The organism is Pseudarthrobacter sp. YAF2 (assembly GCF_052113345.1).
In the GTDB taxonomy this organism is placed as follows: domain Bacteria; phylum Actinomycetota; class Actinomycetes; order Actinomycetales; family Micrococcaceae; genus Arthrobacter.
On record NZ_JBFRDA010000009.1, the window covers coordinates 196,352 to 219,589 of the forward strand.

Sequence of the window (23,238 nt, forward strand, 5' to 3'; positions counted from 1 at the left end):
TGGGACCGGTGCGGAACCCGACGGAAGTGACGCTGCTGTGAACGACGAAACACCGGCCCGCGCCAAAAGCGATGCGCCGCAGCCGGAACCACTCCTGGACAGCTCCGGGGATTCCGACGAGCCCGCGTTTTCCTGGCTGGCGCCTGCCGGCGGCAAGAACTCCGGCCGGGAAGAAGCCGTGGAAGAAACCAAAGCACCGCAGCCTGACAGCAGGGCCGGCCGCAGGGCGGCGGAAACCGCCGTCGGCTCCTCAAGCGCCGGATCGTCAGGGGCCGGGACCCCGGCCGCCGCGTCCACGCCGGAAGCTGCCGGCACCTCCGCCGATGAGCCCCGCGGAAGCGCCGGCCCGCAGGTGTTCAAGGAGCCATTGCCTACCTCCGCCCTGCATGTCCGCCCGCCCGAGGAAGAAGTGGAGCGCCGCAACGCCCAGCGTGAAAGCGCCGCCAACGCCAAGCCCGTGGCGCCCCGCGTCATGCAGGTCCTGCTGGCCATCATCTCTCCCGTGATCCTCCTCATCCTGGCCGTCCGGGCCGTGACCAGCCCGCTCTTCCTGTGGGTGGAGTACAACCGTCCCGGCTTCCCCGGCGACGGATACGGCTTCAGCAGCGACGACAGGATGACCTACGGTTCCTATGCCGTGGACTACCTGAGTAATTGGGCCGGCCCGCGGTACCTGGGAGACCTGGTGCAGCGCGGCGGCGAAAAGCTCTTCAAGGACGGCGAAGTCAGCCACATGGCGGACGTCAAGGTGGTCATCCTCTCCACCTTCGGCGCCGGCACAGCGCTGCTCATCCTCGCCCTGATCGCCATCTTGTACCTCCGCAAGCGCAGCACCGGTGGGATCCGGCGCGCCCTCTTCGCCGGTTCGATCATCACCCTGGTGCTCATCCTGGGCCTGGGTACGCTGGCGGCCCTGGGCTGGCAGCAGTTCTTCACCGAATTCCACCGGATCTTCTTTGCCGACGGGTCCTGGACCTTCAGCCTGGACGACACCCTGATCCGGTTGTTCCCGAGCCAATTCTGGATTGATGCCGGCATCGGAATCGGCGGCATGGTGCTCCTGGCGTCCATCATTACGCTGGTGCTGACCTGGCCCGCCCGCCGCCGTCGCGGTATTGTCCGGGAAGAAACAAGCGCCGCCGCGGAACCGGCAACGGTGGATCAGCCGTAGATCCTGGCGATCTCCGCCTGGTACTCCTTGACCACGGCGGCACGCTTCAGTTTCAACGACGGCGTCAGGTGCCCGGATTCCACGCTGAATTCGGTATTGAGCAGCGTAAAAGTCCGCACCGACTCGGCCTTGGACACCAACTGGTTGGCCAGGTCCACCGCTTCCTGCACGGCGGCCAGGACCTGGGGATCCCTGGTGGCTTCGCTGAGGGCGAGCGGGGGCAGGCCACGCTCAGCCCGCCAGTTGGCCACGCCTTCCGGATCAAGGGTGAGCAAAGCGGACACGAACGGCTTCCCGTCACCCACCACCACCGCATGGCCCACCAGCTGGTGGGTCCGGATCTTCTCTTCCAGCGGCCCCGGCGCCACGTTCTTGCCGCCCGCGGTGACCAGCAGGTCCTTCTTCCGGCCGGTGACGGTGAGGAAGCCGTCCTTGTCCAGCGCGCCAAGGTCTCCGGTCCGGAAGAAGCCGGCCACGAACGCCTCGGCATTCGCGGCCGGGTTGGCGTGGTAACCCCGGAACACGCCGATTCCCTTGACCAGGATTTCGCCGTCCTCGGCCACACGGATGGTGGTGCCCGGGACGGGGATCCCCACCGTCCCCACTTTGGTGCGGGACGGGGTGTTGGCTGTGCACGGAGCCGTGGTTTCGGTGAGCCCATAACCTTCCAGGACGGGAATGCCCACGCCCCTGAAGAAGTGTGCGTCTTCCGCAGCGAGGGGACTGGCTCCGGATACGGTGTAACCCACCTCGCCGCCCAGCGCCTGCCGCAGGCGGGGATAAACCAGCCGGTCGAACACTGCGTGCCGCACGCGGTTGAGCAGCCCGGGGCCGGGACCCTCTCCGCGGTTCTGCCGGTCCTGCTCCCGTGAGAACTCGATGGCTGCCGCCGAGGCCGCCTCGAACAGCCGGCCCTTGCCCGCCACCGCGGCCTTGTGCGCGGCCGTTGCCCGGACTTTCTCGAAGATCCGGGGCACCACCAACAGGAACGTCGGCCGGAACGAGCCAAGATCCTCCAGCAACTGCGCAGCGCCGGGAGTGTGCCCCAGGGTTGCCCCGGCGGTAAGGCACACCACCTGCACGGCCCGTGCCAGCACATGGGCCAACGGAAGGAACATCAGCGTGCGTGCCTGGTCGTTTTGCAGGATTTCCGGCAGGAACGCAACGATGTTCTTGGCTACCAGTGCGAAGTTCCCGTGCGTGATCTCGCATCCCTTGGGCTTGCCCGTGGTGCCCGATGTGTAAACCAGTGAGGCAAGATCGGCCAGCCCGGCGCGGCTGCGCTGCCGTTCCAGCTCGGCGTCGCTGACTCCGGCGCCGGCAGCCGTGAGGCTGGCAAGGTCCGGGGCCTCGCCGTCGTAATCCATCCGCACCACGTTGACCAGGCGGTCCCTGAGTTCGGCAGAGCCCGCAACAACGCCGGCCACCAGCTGCACCGTGGCGTGGTCGCCGGCGAACACCCGGCGGACCCCGGCGTCCTGGATGATCCACTCCACCTGGCTGGCGGAGGACGTTTCGTAGATGGGCACGGTGACGCCACCGGCGAACCAGATGGCAAAGTCCACCAGGGTCCACTCATAGGACGTGCGGGACATCACGGCCACCGTGTCGCCGGGTTCGAGGCCGCCGGCGATGAGCCCTTTGGCCAGGGCGCTGACGTCCTGGAGGAACTTCTGCGCGGAAACGTCCACCCAGCCGTTTGGGCCCTTGCGCCGGTACAGGGCGTGGGCCGGGTTGGCGGCGTGCTGCTCCAGCAGCAGGTCGGTCACGTTGCTGTTGGCATCAAGCTCAACCAGCAGTTCCGTGCTCGCTTCTCTCACAGCAGGTCTCCGTTTCCGCTGCTACGCCGCGGCGGCGGCTCTAACAGGTCTCTGTTGCCATCCTGCCCTAGATCCAGGATGGCATCCACATCCGGACTTTCCAGTCGACATAGGGGATGACTTCGGCGGTCCAGATCGGGTAGAAGAACGCCGAAAGCAAGACGGCCGCGGCAAGGTAGAGCGCCACCAGGTACAGGCCGGAGCGACGCCGCCAGGGCGGGTCGGTGGCGCGGCCCAGGACGAGGCCCAGGCAATACACCAGGGCAAGGATCAGGAAGGGCTCAAAGGACACCGCGTAGAAGTAGAACATGGTGCGCTCGGGGTACATGAACCACGGCAGGTATCCTGCCGCCACGCCCGCCAGCACCGCGCCCGCTCGCCAGTCCCGGCGGCCCGCCCACCAGAACAGCAGGACCACCAGGGAGATGGCGGCCGCCCACCAGATCAGGGGGTTTCCCACGGACAGGATGGCGGAGGTGCACTTTTCCACGTCGCAGCCCGGGGTGCCCTGCGGCGGGGACTCATAGAAGAACGACGTCGGCCGTCCCATCACCAGCCAGCTCCAGGGGCTTGCCTGGTATGGGTGTTCGGAGCTCAGGCCCTGGTGGAACTTGTAGGCTTCCAGGTGGTAGTGGATGAGGGACCGGACGGAATCGGGAAGCCAACCCCACTCGGTGGAGGGGTTGCTCTCGGCCCAGTGGCGGAAGTAGGCGTTGTCCGAGAGGAACCAGCCAGTCCACGTAGCCGAGTAGACGATGCCTGCCACGGGTACCAACGCGCCGAAGGCGGGGATGCCGTCACGGATGACACCGCCGCTGATCCAGCCCCGGATGCCTGCTGCCCGGCGCGCGTTGAGGTCCCACAGCACCGTGAGGATGCCGAACCCGGCGAGGAAGAAGAGGCCTGACCACTTGGTGCCCACTGCCAGGCCCAGGCAGATCCCGGCGGCGATCCGCCACCAACGGACGCCCAGCCAAGGCCCCGCCAGCAAGGCCCCGCCCGGCGGTTGCCCGCCGTTCGCGGCGGCAGTCCTCGCCAGCCGCGCTGCCAGCCGCCGGCGACCGTCGTCCCGGTCCATGAGCAGGGCGCCGAATGCGGCAAGGATCCAGAATGTCAGGAAGATGTCCAGGAGCGATGTGCGGGACATCACCAGGTGGTGGCCGTCGACGGCGAGGAGCAGCCCCGCGGCGCCCGCCAACGGAAGCGATCGGAACAGTTTCAAGGCGATCAGCGACACGAGCAGTACCGTGAGGGTCCCCGTCAGCGCCGCGGCGAAGCGCCAGCCGAACGGATTGTCCGGCCCGAAGAGCCACATGCCGGCGGCGATCATCCATTTGCCCACCGGCGGATGGACGACGTACTCGGGGGTGTTCAACAGGACATCGGGATTGCCGGTATTGAAGGAGTCGTTGGCCTTGTCCGGCCAGCTCCGCTCGTAACCGCTGATCAGGTAGGAGTACGCATCCTTGACGTAGTACGTCTCGTCGAACACCAGCTTGTGCGGCACCTCGAGGCGGACGAACCGGAGGACCCCGCCGATGAGCGCCGTCAGGACCGGAACCAGGACGAACCACAGGCGCAGCGACGCCGGGTAGTCCCGCCAGGACGAGTGCGCGCCCAGAAGCCGTGCCGTCAGGGCCGGGACGGTAAACGCCTCGTCCGGCCGGCTGATCCATCGATGGGCCTGCTCCTTGCGCTCCACGGCTGGTGCCGCAGCTCCGGCCGGGGACGGCGGCGGGGTGGGTTCACCGGCGCCGGCCGGCCGCGTCGAGGTCTGCGTCACGAGCCCCATGCTACCTTTTGCGGCTGGAAGACCCGGCAGCAGTAGGCTGGGTGGGTGGACCCGAACCCCAGCACCCTTCCTGATCCAGGCCCGTCGACGACGGGACGGATCGTCCTTGCCGCCACCCCGATCGGGAATACCGGTGATGCCTCCGCGCGCCTCGTGGAATTGCTGGGCACCGCCGACATCGTGGCGGCAGAGGACACCCGCCGCCTGCACCGCCTGGTCCAGAGCCTGGGGGTGGAAGTGGCCGGCCGGGTTATCAGCTACCACGAGCACAATGAGGCAACCAGGACGGCCGAGCTCCTTGACCAGGTGCGGGCGGGCAGCACGCTTGTCATGGTGACCGACGCCGGTATGCCGGCGGTCTCAGACCCCGGCTTCCGGCTGGTGGAGGGCGCCATCGCGGCCGGACTTCCGGTCACGGCGGTTCCGGGTCCCTCCGCGGTTCTCACTGCCCTGGCGCTGTCCGGGCTGCCCACGGACAGGTTCTGCTTTGAAGGGTTCCTTCCCCGCAAGGCAGGCGAACGGGCGTCGCGACTGGCTGACCTCTCCGCGGAGCGCCGCACCATGGTGTTCTTCGAGGCCCCGCACCGGCTGGAAGCCATGCTCCGGGCGCTGCGGGAGCGGTTCGGTCCTGACCGGCCCATCGCGGTGTGCCGTGAACTGACCAAGACGTACGAGGAAGTGATCCGCGGAACCATCGGCGAACTCCTCCTGTGGGCGGAAGGTAACGAGGTCCGCGGCGAGATCGCGGTGGTCCTGGGCGGGGCTCCGGAACAGGCGGCCGGGAAGCCGGAGGACCACGTCGCTGCCGTCAACGAGCTGGTGGCCCAGGGCATCAGGCTGAAGGAAGCCGTGGCCGCGGTTGCCGAGGACGTCCGGGTCAGCAAGCGCGAGCTCTACTCGGCGGTCCTCGCCGCCCGCTGATGAGCGCTCCCGGGAGCGCTTCTGCTTCTGTGCAGGTGCACAGTGGCGGACCGATTTAGCAGTGCGCAACGGCGTAGACCGGGGGAGGGGCCCGCAGTAGTCTGGCTGTTAATCAGCCCAATGATCCCGGTCACTCCGGCCGCGGCGCGGGGCTGCCAGAAACCCTACTGACGAGGGAGTCATCGTGACTGTCACTGCACAGCCGGCCGTTACCGCCGAGCGCGAAACCCGGCTTTTGGCCTCCGTTCCCACCGGGCTGCTCATCAACGGTGAGTGGCGCGACGCCGCTTCGGGCAAGACGTTCGACGTCGAGGACCCCGCTACCGGGAAGGTGCTGCTGAGCATCGCCGACGCCGGCCCCGAGGATGGTGCGGCAGCCCTGGACGCCGCCGCTGCGGCCCAGGAATCGTGGGCGAAGGTGCCGCCCCGTGAACGCGGCGAAATCCTTCGCCGGGCCTTCGACCTGGTGACCGAACGGGCCGAGGATTTTGCGCTGCTGATGACCCTGGAAATGGGCAAGCCGCTGGCCGAGGCCCGTGGCGAAGTAACGTACGGCGCTGAGTTCCTGCGCTGGTTCTCCGAGGAAGCCGTGCGGGCCTTCGGCCGGTACTCGGTCTCCCCGGACGGCAAGTCCCGGCTGCTGGTGACCAAGAAGCCGGTGGGCCCGTGCCTGCTGATCACGCCGTGGAACTTCCCGCTGGCCATGGCCACCCGCAAGATCGCCCCGGCCGTGGCCGCCGGCTGCACCATGGTGCTGAAGTCCGCCAACCTGACGCCGCTGACGTCCCAGCTGTTCGCCGCCGTGATGCAGGAAGCCGGCCTGCCCGCCGGTGTCCTGAACGTCATCCCGACCTCGACGGCCGGGGCCACCACCGGGCCGCTGATCAAGGACTCCCGGCTGCGCAAGCTCTCCTTCACCGGCTCCACCGAAGTGGGCCGGCGCCTGCTCTCGGACGCGTCCGAGACCGTGCTGCGGACCTCCATGGAACTGGGCGGGAACGCCCCGTTCGTGGTCTTCGAGGATGCCGACCTGGATGCCGCCGTGACCGGTGCCATGCTGGCGAAGCTGCGGAACATGGGTGAGGCGTGCACCGCCGCCAACCGGTTCATCGTGCACGAGTCCGTGGCCGCCGAATTCGCGGAGAAGTTCGCCGCGAAAATGAAGGACATGACTACCGCCCGCGGTACCGAACCCGAGTCCAAGGTGGGCCCGCTGATCGATGCCAAGAGCCGGGACAAGGTCCACGAGCTGGTCTCCGACGCCGTCGCCTCCGGTGCCAAAGCCGTCCTGGGCGGCGCACCGGTGGAAGGGCCGGGCTACTTCTACCAGCCCACAATCCTCTCCGGCGTCGCCGAGGGCACCCGGATCCTCTCCGAGGAAATCTTCGGCCCCGTTGCCCCGATCATCACCTTCAGCAGCGAGGACGAAGCGGTGCGGCTGGCCAACAACACCGAATACGGGCTGGTGGCCTACGTCTTCACCAAGGACCTCAACCGAGGCATCCGGATGGGTGAGCGGCTCGAGACCGGCATGCTCGGCCTGAACGCCGGCGTCATCTCGAACGCCGCGGCACCCTTCGGCGGCGTGAAGCAGTCCGGACTGGGCCGCGAAGGTGGCCTCGAAGGCATCGAGGAATACCTCTACACCCAGTACATCGGCATCGCCGACCCCTACGCGGGATAGCTCCGGCGGTTCCATTTCCACACGTGCCGGCCGGGACTTTTCCCGGCCGGCACTTTTTTGTTTACCGGCCGCCCGTCCCGCGAACGCCGTCGTCCGCCGTTGCCCCTGGACGTCCCCCAACCGGTGCTCCCTCCTGCGCTGCTCCCTCCTGCGCGGGGGAACGGCTGTTTCGGACATGGGCGGCCACGTGGAAGGCTTTCCGGATGCCCCTGCCGGCCGCCCGGAACGGCACGTCAACCAGCAGGCCCAACCTGCGGATGACCGACGGCGGAAGCCAGGCCGCCCGCAGGCGGCGGGGCAGGGTGGCGTTCTGCCGGAGGGAGTCCGCCAGCGCGGCGACTCCGGCCTTGATGTCCTGGACGGCCGGGTATACCCTCTGGCGGGTCGGCGGGGAGCCGTCGTCCGGGCGGCCGTACCGGTGGTGCTCGAAGGCGGAGGTGAGCAGTGCCACGGCCTGGTGCGCCTCACGGTCCATGCCGTCGGGTTCGCCCAGCAGGGTTTCCCGGAACCGGGCCGAATACGCCCGGGGAGTCTCGCTGGGTCCGGCCGGCACGCCGTAATCGGTGCCAAGGTCCGTCAGTTCATTCCACGCCAGCGGGACGGCCTGATCCGGTGATCTTGGGTTCAGCCGCCGCGTCCTGGTGGCGGAACGGGCCAGGTGCGGTGCGGCTGCCAGGAGCACCACCCCCAGCACCGCGGCTGCGCCGAGGAGCCACGGCATCACGCGGGCGGCATCGCCCTCGCCGCTGCCGGTGCCTCCGGGAACCGGCAGCGCCGTTGCGCTGGAGGAGGCGGAAGGCGCCGGGGCGGCATCCGGGACGAGGCCGTCATTGTTGCCCAGGGTATCCGGGACGGCGGGCGCCGGTCCGTCGACGGCGTAGTCCGGGACCACGCCCCGCGACGGCGTAGGTTCGAACGGCACCCAGCCCAGGCCCTGGAAGTACAGCTCGGGCCAGGCGTGGGCGTCGCGGGCGTCAGCCTCGTATTCCGGGAGCGCACCTTGCCCGGCCACCGTTATGGTCGCCCCGGTCAACCTGCCCGGGGCATAGCCCACGGCGATCCTGCTGGGAATTCCTTCCAGCCGCGCCATCACGGCCATGGCGGAGGCGTAGTGGATGCAGTATCCGCTCTTTTGCTGCAGGAAGTCCGCCAGGACAGAGAGGCCGTTTCCGTCATAGCCGCCCTGTATCGGGGACTGCAGGGAGTACGTGAACTCGGAGGAGCGCAGGTACCTCTGGATGGCCATCGCCTTTTGGTACGGCGTCCCGGCGGCACCGGCTACTGTTTTGGCGGTGGTTTTGACGATGTCCGGGACATTGCCCGGAATTCGGCTGAAGTCGTCAGGGATACCGCGGACGGGCCCGGAAGCCTGGGCAAGGAGGGCGGCCGAGAGCTTTGGCTCCGTCGACGTCACAACGTATTCCTGGCGCCGGGTAGTGGTGTCGGTACCTTTGATGCTCAGGGTGGCAGGGTCCCACGTCCACTCGCCGCCGAGGCCCCGGATGGTTTCCGGCGCATAGGGGACCGGCAGGTAGGGACTCGTGAAGGAACCGGTGTCGACGGCGGTGACCACGCGCACCTGCTCGTCCGCGAGGACTGCGTAACCGGGGTCGATCCGGCCGTCCAGCGGGACCCGGGACGCGGTGCGGTCGTCCGGGCCCCAGGAGTCGCCGTCGAAGTTGTCCACGGTGACCGAACGCAGGTAGACGGGGGTGGTCGAATTCGTGGCGTAGGTGATCCTCCCGCTCCCGTCCGGTGCACGGAGGCTGCTTCCCAGTGTGATCATTGGGTTCAGGCCGGTGGTGCCGCCCCACGGATTGAGCCTGGACCCTTGCGGGAAGGTGCCCTGGTCGAAGCCGGGAATGGCAAGTGGCAGCAGCAGGGTGGCCACCAGGGCCACGGCCCCGGTCAGCGCTGCGCGCCTGGCCAGGCCAGGGCTGCGGGGCGCGCCGGGCTGTATCCGTCCGTCCGGGGCAAACCGCTGGCTGCAGGCCAGGATCAACAGGTAGCCGGCCGCGGTGGCAGCGAAGCTCCATGCGCCCACGCTCTGGGGCTTGATCATGGCCGGAACCACCAGCAACGCCAGCAGGCCCGTCCCGGAGGCGGCCGGCATGCCGAGGGGCACTGCGAGGGCATCCACCAGGATGACGGCCAGGCCAAGCACGGCGCAGACCACCATCACGATTCCAGCGTTCGGAGCCACCGGCGCCGTCTCCGACAGGACGGTCTCGCCGGCCCGCCGCATCAGCCGGCCCAGGTCGGGAAAAGTGGCGCCGGTTGGAAAAACCCAGAGGAAACTTGAACTGCGGAAGAACGTCAGCGTGAGGACGGCAGCCAGCGAGATAAAACCGCCTGCCGCGACCAGGAGGGGCCCGGCGCGGACAGAACGCATGGCTGCCAGGGTCAAACTGACCGCCAGCACGGTGGTCAGGACGGGCCAGAACCAGTTCCAGCCCCTGAGGACCCCGTTCAGCGACAGAGCCGCCCCGCAGACAGCCACCGAAATCGCCACCGCCATCGCGCATGGATAGGCACCGGCCCCCGCACGGCCCGCAGGCGGTGCCGGATTGTTGCGGGCTTCATGTCCGCTGCCCGCAGGCCGGGCCGGTGCCATAGTCATTTGGCCACTCCTGCTCCGCGGCGGACCTCGGACGCCGGTGCCACGGGCAGGGCCGGGTCCTCGTCGAACTGCCCCCACGCTGCCGTGAGCCGGGCATGCGGCGTCACGGCGGCAGCACGCCAGCCGCGCTGCCGCAGTACGTCCAGCACGCCATGGAAGTCAGCCGGCTTGTCCACGGCAAGGAGGGCGAAGGCGTTGGTGCCGTACGCGGCCGCGGGTGCCAGCGCCGTCGCCTCCTCGGGACTGATCCTTCCCAGCACGGCGATCAACGGTCCGCGCATCCGGTGCACGCTCAGTTTGTCCATCAGGCGGTCGTCAAAAGCCGGCGGTTCCTGGTCCACGCCCGGAGCCTTCGTTCCGCTGACAGCCCGGTGCCTCCTGTTCCTGCCCGGGAGGTCCGGGACCCCACCGTCCCGCCGCAGGTGGGACGGCCCGGTCAGATGGATCGCGGCCAGGCTTTCGGCAATGGACTGCAGGCCGGAGGCGCCACTGAACTCTTCAGCCGCAGGTTCCGGGGAAGAGGGCGAATGCAGGAAGGCCGGATTACCACCGGCATCGAGGATGCGGAGGCTGTAATTGCGTTCCGCCAGATGGGCGCTGACGGACATGGCGGCGACGACCGACCACTCAAAGGTGTCGCTGGTGGCCAGCCCATGACCGTTTCGCCCGGGAAGCCCGGGCATTGTCGTCCCGGACGCGCCGCCGAAGGCACTGGAGCGATGGTCCAGGATGATGGTGGCTTCCGGCGTGGTGACTGATTCCTCCTGGCGGACCATCAGGGCCCCGTGCCTCGCGGTGGCGGCCCAGTGGACCCGGCGCATCGGGTCCCCGTGCCGGTATTCGCGGGTCATGACGTCGTCATCGCTCGGATTTGCGCGGATGCGGGTGGCGGTGACGCCGTCGTTGCCGCGCGCTCCGTCCAGCACCGTGGCAGGCAGCACGACGGCGGCCGGCGTCACGGTGAGGACATCGCCGTCGTCGATGGCCTGGCGGTGCAGCGATAGACCGAACGGGTCGGTGAACTCCGCCGTGACCGGTCCGATCCGGAACAGGCCGCGGTAGCCCGACGTCAGGTGGTACTCGTAGCGGCTGGTGCCGCCCGCAGCGGAACGGGAAGGAAACCGGAATGCCGGTGCCTGGCCAAATTGCGGGGGCAGCCGCTCCTCCATGGTCACGTGGCCCGTCCCCGGGCCCGTCCTGCCCACCGCAAGATGGACGCTGGCCGGGGCGGACGTTTCCACGGTCGAGGGATTGAATTCCCGGTACACCCGGAACTTCGGTTTCACCAGCCGGATCCCGGCCAAGGACACCAGCGGCAGCACCAGCAGCAGCAGTGCCAGGGTCAACAGGTCCCGGCGCCCCATGACCTGCGCAGCGGCCAGGGCGAACGTCCCCGCGGCGAGCATGCCCCAGCCGCGCCTGGTGAACAGGTGCCGGGGAAGCTTGTCCAGGAGCGCCATGGTCCGGCCCTAGCGGTTCCTGCCGCCGGCAGCCGCCGCAGGCCGCGCCGCCTGCCCCGGGGGCGCTTGCGGAACGGGCAGCCGGGAAAGGATTCTCTGCAGGACGCTGTGCGGATTTTCCCCCGCGCCGGCGGCTTTCCGGTCGACGATAATCCGATGCGCCAGCACGGCCTCGGCGACGCCTGCGACGTCGTCCGGCAGGACGAAATCCCGTCCGTCCAGCGCAGCCGTGGCCTTGGCCGCACGCAGCAGCTGCAGCATGGAACGGGGGCTCGCACCCAGCCGGAGCAGGGGGCTTTCCCTGGTGGCGCGGCCCAGCGACACGGTGTATTCCTTTACGGCTGCCGAGACGTAGACCTGCTGGACGGTGGTGGTCATGGCCGCCACTTCAGACGCCGTCACCACCGGGGTGACGGTGGCCAGTGGTGATACCGCCTGGTGGGTCTCAAGCATTTCGATCTCGGCGTCCTTGTCCGGATAGCCCATGGAGATCCGGGCCATGAAGCGGTCCCGCTGTGCCTCCGGCAGGGGGTATGTGCCCTCCATCTCAATGGGGTTCTGGGTGGCCACCACCATGAAAGGTTCGTCAAGCTTGTAGGTGTTGCCGTCCACCGTCACCTGGTGCTCCTCCATGCACTCCAGCAGGGCGGACTGCGTCTTGGCGGAGGCGCGGTTGATCTCGTCACCAATGACGATGTTTGCGAACACGGCGCCGGGCCGGAATTCAAAGAGCCGTGAGGCCTGGTTGTAGATGGACACGCCGGTCACGTCCGAGGGCAGCAGGTCCGGGGTGAACTGAATGCGGTTGACGGTGCAGTCGATGGTCCGGGCCAGCGTCTTGGCCAGGAGGGTTTTTCCGACGCCGGGCACATCCTCCACCAGCAGGTGGCCTTGCGCGAGCAGGACAGTCAGCGCCAGCTTGGCGGCATCCGACTTGCCGTCGATCACCGTGTTGACCGTGGTGAGGATGCGCTGGGCCGCGGCGTGGAACGCCTCCGCGTCCATCGCCGCGGGCCGGTGCCCGTTCAGCCGGCTGACGGCATCCGTGACGCCGGCGAGGTTGAGGTTCGGTGCGCTCCCATTGTTGGCAGTGCGTCGGTGGGGTTCCATCGGCAACCTTTCAGCCCGGGTTTCGCCTGGACGGGACAGCAAGCCTGCCTTCGCCCGTCGGTGGGCGTGCGCGTGTGTTCGTTCCAGACTACTAACACAACTGCCGTGCCTGACAGAGAGTTCCGGCAAATTTGCCACCGGTTTGGGCGGCTAGGCTGGTTGGATGTGCAATCCGCTGATTCCCGCCGCCTACCGGGCGCCTGACTCAGGGCCTACGGATCCGGAAGCTCCGGCCGGCAAGCAATATCCGCCCGCTCCCGAACCCCTGCCTGTACCGGTCATGGACAACCACACCCACCTGGACTTCCCTGATGGGACGGCGCCGGTGGGAATCAAGGCAGCGCTGGACGCGGCAGCAGCGGTAGGGGTACAGGGGGCGGTCCAGGTGGGCTGCGACCTGGCGTCGTCACGATTCACGGTGGAGGCCGTGGAGCAGGACCAGCGGCTCCTGGGAGCCGTCGCCCTGCACCCCAATGATGCCCCGCACTATGCCGCCAAGGGCGAACTGGAGGCGGCCCTCGCAGAGATCGAGGACCTCGCGATGCATCCCCGGGTCCGTGCAATCGGCGAGACGGGGCTGGACTTCTACCGAACGGAAGGTGAAGGGCTGCGCCACCAGGAGTATTCGTTCCGGCGGCACATCGACATCGCCAAGCGCTTGAACCTCACCCTCCAGATCCATGACCGGGACGCGCACGACGACGTGGTGCGGGTGCTGCGGGAGGAAGGCGCACCGGACAGGGTGGTGTTCCACTGCTTTTCCGGCGACGAGGAACTTGCCAGGACTTGCAACGAACAGGGGTGGTGGATGTCCTTCGCCGGGACCCTGACCTTCAAGAACGCCGCAAATCTACGCGCCGCGCTCGCCGTCGCTGACCGCCGCCTCATCATGGTGGAAACTGATGCCCCGTTCCTGACGCCGCATCCGCACCGGGGGCGGCCAAATGCCAGCTACATGGTCCCATATACGGTCCGGGCCATGGCAGAATTGACAGGCTCCGACCTCGCCGTGCTATGTAACGCCATCAGCGAAAATACCGTGCGGGCATACGGATCCTGGGCCTGAAAACCTTCCCCGTTCCGTGATCAATGGCCATACCTGGTATGCAAAAATGTTGGTTGCTTTATAACGCTACGGTTACAGTGGACAACTATTAGCCGGGGTCGGGGAAGGCCAACGGGTAATTTCGCTTCATTCGCAGCCGCACCGGGCACGTCAGTTCCCGGCCATGCCGCTGTGTGGAGCGTGGCGGTGCATCGATGCCCGGACAGTCTTTTTGAGGTTGCTCCGGGCATTTTATTGCGCGATTCCCCGTGCCCGGACGGACCTAGAGTTACGGGCAATCGTGATCAAGTTCTTCACATCGGACGGCAAGTTCAGCTATATCAAGGTTGGCGCCCAACTGCTGGTGCTCTGCGGTCTCGTCGCAGGCCTCGTGGCTTTCGTGGGCAATAACAAAACAATCACGCTCAACGTGGACGGCAAAACCTCGTCCGTGCAGTCCTTTGGTGGAACAGTGGCGCAGGTAGTCAAGAGTGCCAACCTGGACCTGAAGCCCAGCGACCGCGTATCGCCTTCGCTGGACGCTACCGTGCAAAACGGCACCGTCATCAACGTTAATCAGGCCAAAGAAGTCAAGGTCAGCCTCGACGGGGCCGAAAAAACGGTGAACACCACCGCCCAGGATGTGGAAGACCTCGTGACCGAGCTCGGCGTCGCCAGCGCATCGGCCGTCTCGGTGCCCAAGGATGCCACGCTGGCACTGGCCGGTTCCTACGTCTCCATCTCCACACCCAAGACCATCAGCATCGTGGCCGATGGCAAGGTGAACACCGCCACCACCACGGCTGCAACCGTAGGCAAGGTCCTCGAGGATGCCGGCGTTACCCTCGGCGCCAATGACCGGTCCTCCCAGCCGGCCAACGCCGACGTGGTGAACAACATGGTCATCAAGGTTTCCCGGGTGGACACCACCCAGACCGCCGTTACCAGCGAAGACGTGCCGTTCCAGACCGTTACCGCCGAAAGCGCCGACATGCTCAAGGGTGACAAGCAGGTAACCCAGGCCGGGGCGGCCGGAAAGATTGAGCGCACCTTCAAGCTGGTGCTCGTTGACGGCAGGGAAGCATCGCGCACCCTTGTGTCCGAGAACGTCGCCGTGCAGCCGGTAACCGAAAAGGTCACCGTTGGCACCAAGGCCAAGCCCGCCGTCGAAGCCGCACCCGCGGCAGCAGGTGCCAACACCGGTGCGGCCGCGCCGGCCATGATGAACGAAGCCATGTGGGACAAGATTGCCCAGTGTGAATCCACCGGAAACTGGAGCATCAACAGCGGCAACGGCTACTACGGCGGCCTCCAGTTCGACATCCGCACATGGATCGGAGCCGGCGGCGGGGCGTATGCCCCGAACGCCAGCCTGGCCACCAAGGCCCAGCAGATCGACATCGCCAACCGCGTGTACGCCCAGCGCGGTCTGTCACCGTGGGGCTGCGGCTGGGCAGCCAGCAGCTGATTCAGCGAACAAACACGAAGCACACAGCGCGGCCGGGCCCGGATATCCGGGCCCGGCCACTGCCGTTAAGCCGACCGGGCGGACCTGCCGAGCGGGATAGGATACCTAGGTGACTGAACCGATCCCCGCCGTGCCCGCACCGTTGTTCGGCGCCTCCGACATCCGACGGCTGGCAGAGGAAATCGGGATCAGGCCCACGAAAACCCTCGGCCAGAACTTCGTGATCGACGGCAATACCATCCGGCGGATCGTTGCAGCCGCCGGAGTGGGGCCGGAGGAAACCGTCCTTGAAGTCGGGCCGGGGCTTGGCTCCCTGACCCTGGGGCTGCTCGACGCCGCGGCCGCCGTCGTCGCCGTCGAAATCGATCCGGTCCTTGCCGCGAAGCTTCCGGAAACAGTCAGGGAATGGCGCCCCGCTGCCGCCGGGGCGTTCCACCTGGTCCACGCCGACGCGATGAAGGTCACCGGGTTGCCGGTCGAACCTACCGCCCTGGTGGCCAACCTGCCCTACAACGTGGCGGTCCCGGTGGTGCTGCACCTGCTGCAGCATTTCCCAAGCCTGCGGCACGGACTCGTGATGGTGCAGGACGAGGTGGCGGACCGCCTTGCCGCAGGGCCGGGGTCCAAGACCTACGGGGTACCGTCGGTCAAGGCCGCCTGGTACAGCCAGATGCGCAAGGCCGGCGTGATCGGCATGAACGTTTTTTGGCCGGCCCCCAAAATCCATTCCGGCCTGGTGGCCTTTACCCGGCGCGAGCCGCCGGCCACCACCGCCACCCGAGAACAAGTGTTTGCAGTGGTGGACGCAGCCTTCGCGCAGCGGCGCAAGACGCTTCGGGCCGCCCTCGCCGGCTGGGCAGGCGGTGCTCCGGAAGCGGAACGCTGCCTGGTTGCCGCGGGCGTGGACCCCACAGCCCGCGGCGAGGTCATCGATATCCAGGCCTTTGCCAGGATCGCCGAAGCCAGGGAATCACGGCCGTGAACGCCCCGGGAGGCCGCTTCGCGGCCAGGACCGTCCGCGTCAAAGCACCCGGGAAGGTCAACGTATCCCTGGCGGTAGGCCCGCTCCGGCCGGACGGCTACCACTCCGTCGCCAGCGTCTACCTCGCGGTATCCCTCTACGAGGAAGTTGCGGCCACCAGCACGGCGACTCCCGGGATCACGCTTAGCCTGAGCCCCGAAAGCACCCTGGACCTCGACGCCGTCGACATCCCCCTGGACAGCAACAACCTGGCCTACAAGGCAGCGGCGATCATGGCTGATGTTTCCGAGCACGCCACCGGCGTGCACCTGGAGATCACCAAGCGCGTCCCCGTGGCCGGCGGCATGGGTGGGGGATCAGCCGACGCCGCCGCCACGCTCCTGGCCTGCGACGCCCTTTGGAACAGCGGACTGTCGCGGGAAGAATTGGCCCATCTTGCCGCGGAACTGGGTGCGGACGTTCCCTTCTCGCTGCTCGGCGGCACCGCGGTGGGCCTGGGTTTGGGCGACAAACTTTCCCCTGCCCTGGCCAAGGCGCAGACCCACTGGGTGCTGGTGGCGGCCGACTACGGCCTGTCCACCCCGGAGGTGTACCGCACCCTTGACAGGCTGCGGGACGCCGAAGGCCTCACCGCGGACGAGCCCACCGGCGTCGACCCCCACATCCTGGCGGCCCTGCGCAGCGGCGACGCCGAGTCCCTGAGCCGCGTCCTGGTCAACGACCTGCAGCGCGCCTCCATCTCCTTATCTCCGGCACTGCGCGATACGCTGGGCATCGGCGAATCCCATGGCGCGATCGCCGGAATCGTGTCCGGTTCCGGCCCCACCGTGGCCCTGCTCGCCGACGACCCCGTGGCGGCCGAGGCACTCGCCGAGGATCTTCGGCACCAGGGCCTGGCGGCCCTCCACGTGCACGGCCCCGTCCCCGGGGCGCGCATCATCTCTGACACGCACCTCTAAACCCCTTTAGTTCGGCAGCAGAAAGCAGTTCCTTTTGGCACACCTTCTTGGCGGCGAGAACCTCACAGTCTCCTACGCGACCCGTACCGTCCTGGACGGCATCACCCTGGGCCTTGAGGAAGGCGACCGGATCGGCATGGTGGGCCGGAACGGCGACGGCAAGTCCACGCTGATGCGGCTGCTGTCCCTGCGGTCCACGCCGGATTCCGGCCGGGTGACCAAGCGCGGCGACGTCAACGTGGGGTATCTGGACCAAAGCGACGTGCTCGACGGCGACCTGACAGTAGGTGCCGCGATCGTGGGGGACCAGGCAGATTACGAATGGGCGCGCAACCCGCAAATCCGGGAAATCATGGGCGGCCTGGTGTCCGACGTCGACTGGCATGCCAACGTGCACGCCTTGTCCGGCGGACAGAAGCGGCGGGTGGCCCTCGCCAAGCTGCTGATCGAGGACCACGACGTCATCATGCTCGACGAACCCACCAACCACCTCGACGTCGAAGGCGTTGCCTGGCTTGCCCGGCACCTGAAGACGCGCTGGCGGGCCAACCAGGGCGCCTTCCTGGTGGTCACCCACGACCGCTGGTTCCTGGACGAGGTCTGTACTAAGACCTGGGAAGTGCATGACGGCATCGTGGACCCCTTCGAGGGCGGTTACGCCGCGTACGTCCTGGCCCGCGCGGAACGGGACAGGATGGCGTCCGTGGTGGAAGGCAAGCGCCAGCAGCTGGTCAAGAAGGAGTTGGCGTGGCTTCGCCGCGGCGCACCGGCCCGGACGGCCAAACCCAAGTTCCGGATCGAGGCCGCCAACGCCCTCATCGCCGATGTCCCCGCACCGCGCGACTCCATGGCGCTGAACAAAATGGCCACCGCCCGCCAGGGCAAGGACGTGCTGGACCTGGAAAACATCTCCCTGAACTTCCGGGGCGATGACGCCGGCCGGAAGCTCTTCGACAACATCACCCTCCGCCTGGCTCCGGGCGAGCGGCTGGGGCTCGTGGGCGTCAACGGGGCCGGCAAGACCACCCTGCTGAAGCTGCTCAACGGCGAGATCACGCCCGACGCCGGGAAGCTCAAGCGGGGAAAGACCGTGGTCACGGCGGTTCTCACGCAGGAGGTCAAGGAGCTCGACGACGTAGCGGACCTGCGCGTCATCGAGGTCATTGAGCGGGAGAAGCGTTCGTTCAACGTGGGCGGTAAGGAATTCACCGCGGGCCAGCTGGTGGAGCAGCTCGGTTTCACCAACCAGAAGCAGTGGACACCGGTGAAGGACCTGTCCGGCGGTGAGCGGCGCCGGCTGCAGCTGCTGAGGCTGCTGGTGGGGGAGCCCAACGTCCTGATGCTCGACGAGCCCACCAACGACCTTGATACCGACACCCTCGCCGCCGTTGAGGACGTCCTGGACGGCTGGCCCGGAACGCTGGTGGTGGTCAGCCACGACCGCTACCTGCTCGAACGCGTCACCGACCACCAGATGGCCCTGCTGGGCGACGGCAAGCTCCGCGGCCTGCCCGGCGGCGTGGACCAGTACCTCGAGCTGCGCGAAGCAGCCCTGGCCGGTTCGACCGTCACCGGCGGCGGAAACCCCGTGACAAGCGCCGGCCAGGCGCCCGCCGCAGACGGAACATCCGGGCCGTCCGAGGCCGAGAAGCGGGACGCCCGCAAGGCCCTCAACAGGATCGAACGGCAGCTCAAGAAGCTTGACCAGCAGGAGAAAAAACTCCACGACGACATGGTCAAAAGCACGGAGAAGTCCGATTTCGACGCACTCGCCCAACAGAACAGCCAACTCAAGGACCTGGCCGAGGAAAAGGACGCCTTGGAACTGGAGTGGCTGGAGTCCTCAGAACTCCTCGGCGACTGACGCCTCGACAGTCACCCTTCGCCCTGCAGCTCCGGGTCCTTCTTGAGGCCGGTGAGGCCGTTCCAGGCGAGGTTGACCAGGTGCGCGGCCACCGTCTGTTTGTCCGGCTGGCGGCTGTCCTGCCACCATTGGCCGGTCATGGCCACCATGCCGACGAGCATCTGCGCGTACATGGCGCCGTCCTCACCGCTGAAGCCGCGGCGCGAGAATTCGTCGGAGAGGATGTGTTCCACCCGTGCGGTGACGTGGGAGAGCAGGGTGGAGAAGGCGCCCTCGGGCTGGGACGGGGGAGCGTCCCGCATGAGGATCCGGAAGCCCTCGGTCCGTTCCTCAATGTAGGTGAGCAGGGCCAGGGCGGCGCGTTCGACAAGGACACGGGGCTTGGCTTCCTCGGTGAGGGCGGTATTAATGGCGTCCAGCAGAATATGGAACTCGCACTCCACCACCTGCGTGTACAACCCCTCCTTGGACCCGAAGTGCTCGTAGATGACCGGCTTGGACACTCCCGCGCTGGCAGCGATCTCCTCAATCGTGGTCCCTTCGAGCCCGCGGGCGGCGAAAAGGCCGCGGCCGACGTCGATCAGCTGGCTTCGCCGCTGCAGGCCGGTCATCCGCATCCGCGGCGGGTTGTTGCTCACGTTCCCATCATGCCCCACCGGCCGCGGGGCCAATTCCGCCCGGCCGGCGGCGCGGAATCGGCCGGTGTCGCGCGGTGCCCTGAACCCATGGCAAAATAGGGACTTGTGCCCGGGCCTTGAGTCCTCAGGCACGGTCCGCTCTGGTGTAATGGCAGCACCCCGGCCTTTGGAGCCGTGGAGTATAGGTTCGAGTCCTATGGGCGGAACTGCTGTGCGAGGAGCGTTCAGTAGGATGGCACCCGGTGCCGGGCGGACAGGCCCGCCGGACACCGCAAAGCGCCAGCACAACGTAGCAAGGAGAGCCCGTACGTGATCCCCGAGAATCCCGGCCCGGCCGCTGTCATCGTTCTGGCAGCAGGCGCCGGTACCCGGATGAAATCGCGTACACCCAAGATCCTCCACGAGATCGGCGGCCTCTCCATGGTGGGCCACGCCCTCCGTGCCGCCCGCAGCATCAATCCGCAGCGGCTTGCCATCGTGGTGCGCCACGAACGTGACCTGGTGGCCGGGCATGTTTCGGCACTGGACCCCGACGCCGTCATTGTGGACCAGGACGACGTGCCGGGCACCGGCCGCGCCGTGGAAGCCGCCCTTGAGGCGCTTCACGCGGAACAGGGCCTGACCGGTACAGTTGTGGTCACCTACGGCGACGTGCCGCTGCTGTCCGGGGAACTTTTGGACGAGCTCGTGGCCACCCACGAGCGTGACGGCAACGCGGTCACCGTCCTCACTGCCATCCTGGACGACGCCACCGGCTACGGCCGCATCCTTCGGGGCGAGGACGGCTCCGTCACGGGCATCCGCGAGCACAAGGATTCTTCCGAGGCCGAGCGGCTCATCCGTGAGGTCAACTCGGGAATCTACGCCTTCGACGCGGAAGTGCTCCGCGAGGCCCTGGGCAACGTCACCACCGACAACGCCCAGGGCGAGAAATACCTCACCGACGTCCTGTCCCTGGCACGCGCCGCCGGTGGCCGGGTTGCCGCCGTCGTCACCGCCGACCGCTGGCAGGTGGAAGGCGCGAACGACCGCGTCCAGCTCGCCGCCCTGGGCGCCGAACTGAACCGCCGCACCGTCGAAGCCTGGATGCGCGCAGGAGTGACGGTGGTGGACCCGGCCACAACATGGATCGACGCGTCCGTCACGCTCGACGAGGACGTCCGGCTCCTGCCCAACACCCAGCTGCACGGCGCCACCGCCGTGGCGAGGGACGCCGTCGTCGGACCGGATACCACCCTGACCGATGTCACGGTCGGCGAGGGCGCAACGGTGATCCGCACCCATGGTTCCGGATCGGTCATCGGCGCACACGCCGCCGTCGGCCCCTTCACCTACCTGCGGCCGGGCACCGTCCTGGGCGAACAGGGCAAGATCGGCGCCTTCTACGAAACCAAGAACGTCACCATCGGCCGGGGGTCGAAGCTGTCCCACCTGGGCTACGCGGGCGATGCCGAAATCGGCGAAGACACCAACATCGGCTGTGGAAACATCACCGCAAACTACGACGGCGAGAAGAAGCACCGCACGGTCATCGGCTCGGGCGTGCGTACGGGCTCCAACACCGTCTTTGTTGCCCCGGTCACCGTGGGGGACGGCGCCTACAGCGGCGCCGGCGCGGTGATCCGCAAGGACGTACCGGCCGGCGCTCTCGCGTTGAGCGTCGCCGCCCAGCGCAACGCCGAGGGCTGGGTCCCCGCGAACCGTCCGGGAACCCGCTCCGCCGAACTGGCCCAGGCGGCCACCAAAAACTCCTCCAGTACCCCGGCATCTACAGAAGAGGGCAAGTAACAATGAGCGAAATTACGGCGCGCGGCGAAAAGAAGCTGGTGCTCGCCTCGGGGCGGGCGCATCCGGAGCTGGCGCGGGAAATCGCCAAAGAACTCGGCACCGACCTTCTTCCGGTTGACGCCTACGACTTTGCGAACGGCGAAATCTACGTCCGCGCGGGTGAGAGCGTCCGTGGCACCGACGCCTTCGTGATCCAGGCCCACCCTGCACCACTGAACAACCACCTGATGGAACAGTTGATCATGATCGATTCGCTGAAGCGGGCCTCGGCCAAGCGGATCACGGTCGTCTCACCGTTCTACCCCTACGCCCGGCAGGACAAGAAGGGCCGCGGCCGCGAACCCATCTCCGCCCGCCTGGTGGCAGACCTCTACAAGACTGCCGGCGCGGACCGCATCATGAGCGTGGACCTGCACACCTCCCAGATCCAGGGCTTCTTCGACGGACCCGTAGACCACCTGATGGCGATCCCGCTGCTCGCAGACTACATCCGCACCCGCGTGGAGGCCGACAACATCACCGTTGTCTCCCCGGATACCGGCCGCGTCCGGGTGGCAGAACAGTGGGCCGAACGCCTGGGCGGCGCGCCCCTCGCGTTCGTGCACAAGAGCCGGGACCTCACCGTCCCCAACCAGGCTGTCTCCAAGACGGTGGTGGGCCAGATCGAGGGACGTACCTGCGTCCTGATCGACGACATGATCGACACCGGCGGAACGATCTCCGGCGCCGTCAACGTGCTGAAGAATGCCGGCGCCAAGGATGTCATCATCGCGGCCACGCACGCCGTCTTCTCGGAGCCCGCCGCCCGCCGCCTGTCCGAGTCCGGTGCACGCGAAGTAGTGGTTACCAACACCCTGCCGCTCACCGCTTCCCAGCGGTTCCCGCAGCTGACCGTGCTGTCCATCGCGCCGCTGATCGCCCGCGCCGTCCGTGAAGTGTTCGACGACGGTTCGGTCACCAGCCTCTTCGACGGCAAGGCGTAGCCCCTGGCGGTTGAGCGTGCCGAAAGCCGGGCTTCGGCACGCTCAACCACCGTTTTCAGGAATCAGGCCCCGCGCTGGTAGGCTTGATCCCGATACCTTGGCGAGGGAGAGCAATGTCTCCGTTATCGACTGGGTCTGCTTGTCCCTTGCTAAGAGGGACTGCCTTCTTGAAGGGCCGCCCACCGGCCGCCCGGCGTTGAAGGTCACACCAGACCTCCGCCCTTGCTGAACACCGATTCATCTTCAAGGAGATTTCCATGTCTGAGCAGAAGCTCGCAGCAGAACTGCGCACCGAATTCGGCAAGGGCTACGCCCGCCGCGCACGGATGGCCAACCTGATCCCTGCCGTCATCTACGGCCACGGCGCAGAGCCCATCCACGTCACCCTCCCGGCCAAGGCCACCACCCTGGCTGTCCGCACCGCCAACGCCCTGCTGTCCCTGGACATCAACGGTGAAGGCCACCTGGCCCTGGTGAAGGACATCCAGCGCGACCCCGTAAAGCAGATCATCGAGCACATCGACCTCCTGACCGTCCGCAAGGGCGAGAAGGTCACCGTTGACGTTCCCGTGCACGTCGAGGGCGAGACCGCTCCCGGCACCGTCCACAACCTGGAACTGACGGTTGTATCCCTCGAAGCCGAGGCCACCCACCTGCCCGAGTCCGTCGTCGTCAGCATCGAAGGCCGCGCCGCCGGCGAGCACATCCACGGCTCCGACCTGGTCCTGCCCAAGGGCACCGTGCTGCTGACCGACGCCGAGGCGCTGGTCGTGAACATCTCCGAGGCCATCGAAAACGCCGCGGAAGAGGCAACCGAAGCTGCGGCCGAGGAAGCTCCCGCGGCAGCCGAAGAAGCAGCCGCAGAGTAAGTACTCCGCACTCCCTGACAGTGGCCGGACCCCGCACGGGGCCGGCCACTGTCGTGTCCGCGCA

17 protein-coding genes and 1 tRNA gene are annotated in these 23,238 nt (G+C 67.5%); 12 read left to right on the top strand and 6 right to left on the bottom strand.

What is annotated here, in order from left to right; genetic code table 11:
• Positions 1-37: 37 nt before the first annotated feature.
• The gene (locus tag AB4Y79_RS11440; RefSeq protein ID WP_441861642.1) at positions 38-1,171 is read left to right on the top strand and encodes a TIGR01906 family membrane protein; all 1,134 of its coding nucleotides are present in this window, start codon (positions 38-40) and stop codon (positions 1,169-1,171) included.
• Here the strand turns inward: AB4Y79_RS11440 and AB4Y79_RS11445 are convergent.
• Together AB4Y79_RS11445 and AB4Y79_RS11450 are read right to left on the bottom strand one after the other, a co-directional pair.
• Entirely contained in the window at positions 1,162-2,991 is a 1,830-nt protein-coding gene (locus tag AB4Y79_RS11445) for an AMP-dependent synthetase/ligase (protein WP_441861645.1), read from the bottom strand. The genes AB4Y79_RS11440 and AB4Y79_RS11445 overlap by 10 nt on opposite strands.
• A gap of 67 nt (positions 2,992-3,058) precedes the next feature.
• Positions 3,059-4,783 carry a dolichyl-phosphate-mannose--protein mannosyltransferase gene (locus tag AB4Y79_RS11450; protein ID WP_441861648.1) on the bottom strand — a complete coding sequence of 575 codons (1,725 nt, stop codon included), beginning with the start codon at positions 4,781-4,783 and terminating at the stop codon, positions 3,059-3,061.
• 45 nt (positions 4,784-4,828) lie between these two features.
• Here AB4Y79_RS11450 and rsmI point away from each other — a divergent pair, with 45 nt between their 5' ends.
• Complete coding sequence (rsmI, locus tag AB4Y79_RS11455; protein WP_441861651.1) at positions 4,829-5,704, top strand: 16S rRNA (cytidine(1402)-2'-O)-methyltransferase; 876 nt, start codon at positions 4,829-4,831, stop codon at positions 5,702-5,704.
• 184 nt (positions 5,705-5,888) lie between these two features.
• Complete coding sequence (locus AB4Y79_RS11460; protein WP_441861654.1) at positions 5,889-7,388, top strand: NAD-dependent succinate-semialdehyde dehydrogenase; 1,500 nt, start codon at positions 5,889-5,891, stop codon at positions 7,386-7,388.
• 61 nt (positions 7,389-7,449) lie between these two features.
• Here the strand turns inward: AB4Y79_RS11460 and AB4Y79_RS11465 are convergent, their stop codons facing one another.
• Genes AB4Y79_RS11465 through AB4Y79_RS11475 form a run of 3 tightly spaced genes read right to left on the bottom strand, consistent with a single transcriptional unit; the run spans position 7,450 to position 12,578 of the window.
• Positions 7,450-10,008 (bottom strand): transglutaminase TgpA family protein, encoded by a 2,559-nt coding sequence (locus AB4Y79_RS11465; RefSeq protein WP_441861657.1) that lies wholly within the window; start codon positions 10,006-10,008, stop codon positions 7,450-7,452.
• Positions 10,005-11,468, bottom strand: coding sequence for a DUF58 domain-containing protein (locus tag AB4Y79_RS11470; RefSeq protein ID WP_441861660.1), 1,464 nt, complete (start codon positions 11,466-11,468; stop codon positions 10,005-10,007). The genes AB4Y79_RS11465 and AB4Y79_RS11470 overlap by 4 nt, the downstream gene beginning before the upstream one ends.
• Positions 11,469-11,477: 9 nt before the next feature.
• A complete protein-coding gene (locus tag AB4Y79_RS11475) occupies positions 11,478-12,578 on the bottom strand; it encodes an AAA family ATPase (protein WP_441861662.1) in 1,101 nt (366 codons plus the stop codon).
• Positions 12,579-12,741: 163 nt separating this feature from the next.
• On the opposite strand from AB4Y79_RS11475, the gene AB4Y79_RS11480 reads away from it, so the two are divergent.
• The 5 genes from AB4Y79_RS11480 to AB4Y79_RS11500 all read left to right on the top strand — a co-directional run bounded on the left by AB4Y79_RS11480 (position 12,742) and on the right by AB4Y79_RS11500 (position 18,896).
• Positions 12,742-13,644 carry a TatD family hydrolase gene (locus AB4Y79_RS11480; RefSeq protein WP_441861664.1) on the top strand — a complete coding sequence of 301 codons (903 nt, stop codon included), beginning with the start codon at positions 12,742-12,744 and terminating at the stop codon, positions 13,642-13,644.
• Positions 13,645-13,924: 280 nt separating this feature from the next.
• Complete coding sequence (locus AB4Y79_RS11485) at positions 13,925-15,091, top strand: transglycosylase family protein (RefSeq protein ID WP_441861667.1); 1,167 nt, start codon at positions 13,925-13,927, stop codon at positions 15,089-15,091.
• Positions 15,092-15,200: 109 nt separating this feature from the next.
• Positions 15,201-16,073, top strand: coding sequence for a 16S rRNA (adenine(1518)-N(6)/adenine(1519)-N(6))-dimethyltransferase RsmA (gene rsmA, locus AB4Y79_RS11490; RefSeq protein ID WP_441861670.1), 873 nt, complete (start codon positions 15,201-15,203; stop codon positions 16,071-16,073).
• Positions 16,070-17,032, top strand: coding sequence for a 4-(cytidine 5'-diphospho)-2-C-methyl-D-erythritol kinase (locus tag AB4Y79_RS11495; protein WP_441861673.1), 963 nt, complete (start codon positions 16,070-16,072; stop codon positions 17,030-17,032). The genes rsmA and AB4Y79_RS11495 overlap by 4 nt, the downstream gene beginning before the upstream one ends.
• Before the next feature lie 34 nt (positions 17,033-17,066).
• Complete coding sequence (locus AB4Y79_RS11500) at positions 17,067-18,896, top strand: ABC-F family ATP-binding cassette domain-containing protein (protein WP_441861676.1); 1,830 nt, start codon at positions 17,067-17,069, stop codon at positions 18,894-18,896.
• Between the two features lie 11 nt (positions 18,897-18,907).
• On the opposite strand, the gene AB4Y79_RS11505 is transcribed toward AB4Y79_RS11500, so the two are convergent.
• Positions 18,908-19,534, bottom strand: coding sequence for a TetR/AcrR family transcriptional regulator (locus AB4Y79_RS11505; RefSeq protein WP_441861678.1), 627 nt, complete (start codon positions 19,532-19,534; stop codon positions 18,908-18,910).
• A gap of 134 nt (positions 19,535-19,668) precedes the next feature.
• Between AB4Y79_RS11505 and AB4Y79_RS11510 the strand changes: the two genes are divergently transcribed.
• The 4 genes from AB4Y79_RS11510 (at position 19,669) to AB4Y79_RS11525 (ending at position 23,174) form a co-directional block, all read left to right on the top strand.
• Positions 19,669-19,740 (top strand) — tRNA-Gln (locus AB4Y79_RS11510).
• A 103-nt stretch (positions 19,741-19,843) separates the two neighbouring features.
• Positions 19,844-21,322, top strand: coding sequence for a bifunctional UDP-N-acetylglucosamine diphosphorylase/glucosamine-1-phosphate N-acetyltransferase GlmU (gene glmU / locus AB4Y79_RS11515; RefSeq protein ID WP_441861681.1), 1,479 nt, complete (start codon positions 19,844-19,846; stop codon positions 21,320-21,322).
• 2 nt (positions 21,323-21,324) lie between these two features.
• On the top strand, positions 21,325-22,305 hold the full coding sequence (locus AB4Y79_RS11520) for a ribose-phosphate diphosphokinase (protein ID WP_441861683.1): 981 nt from the start codon (positions 21,325-21,327) through the stop codon (positions 22,303-22,305).
• Between the two features lie 257 nt (positions 22,306-22,562).
• Positions 22,563-23,174: a 50S ribosomal protein L25/general stress protein Ctc gene (locus tag AB4Y79_RS11525; RefSeq protein WP_441861686.1), complete on the top strand. Its 612-nt coding sequence runs from the start codon at positions 22,563-22,565 to the stop codon at positions 23,172-23,174.
• Positions 23,175-23,238 lie beyond the last annotated feature (64 nt).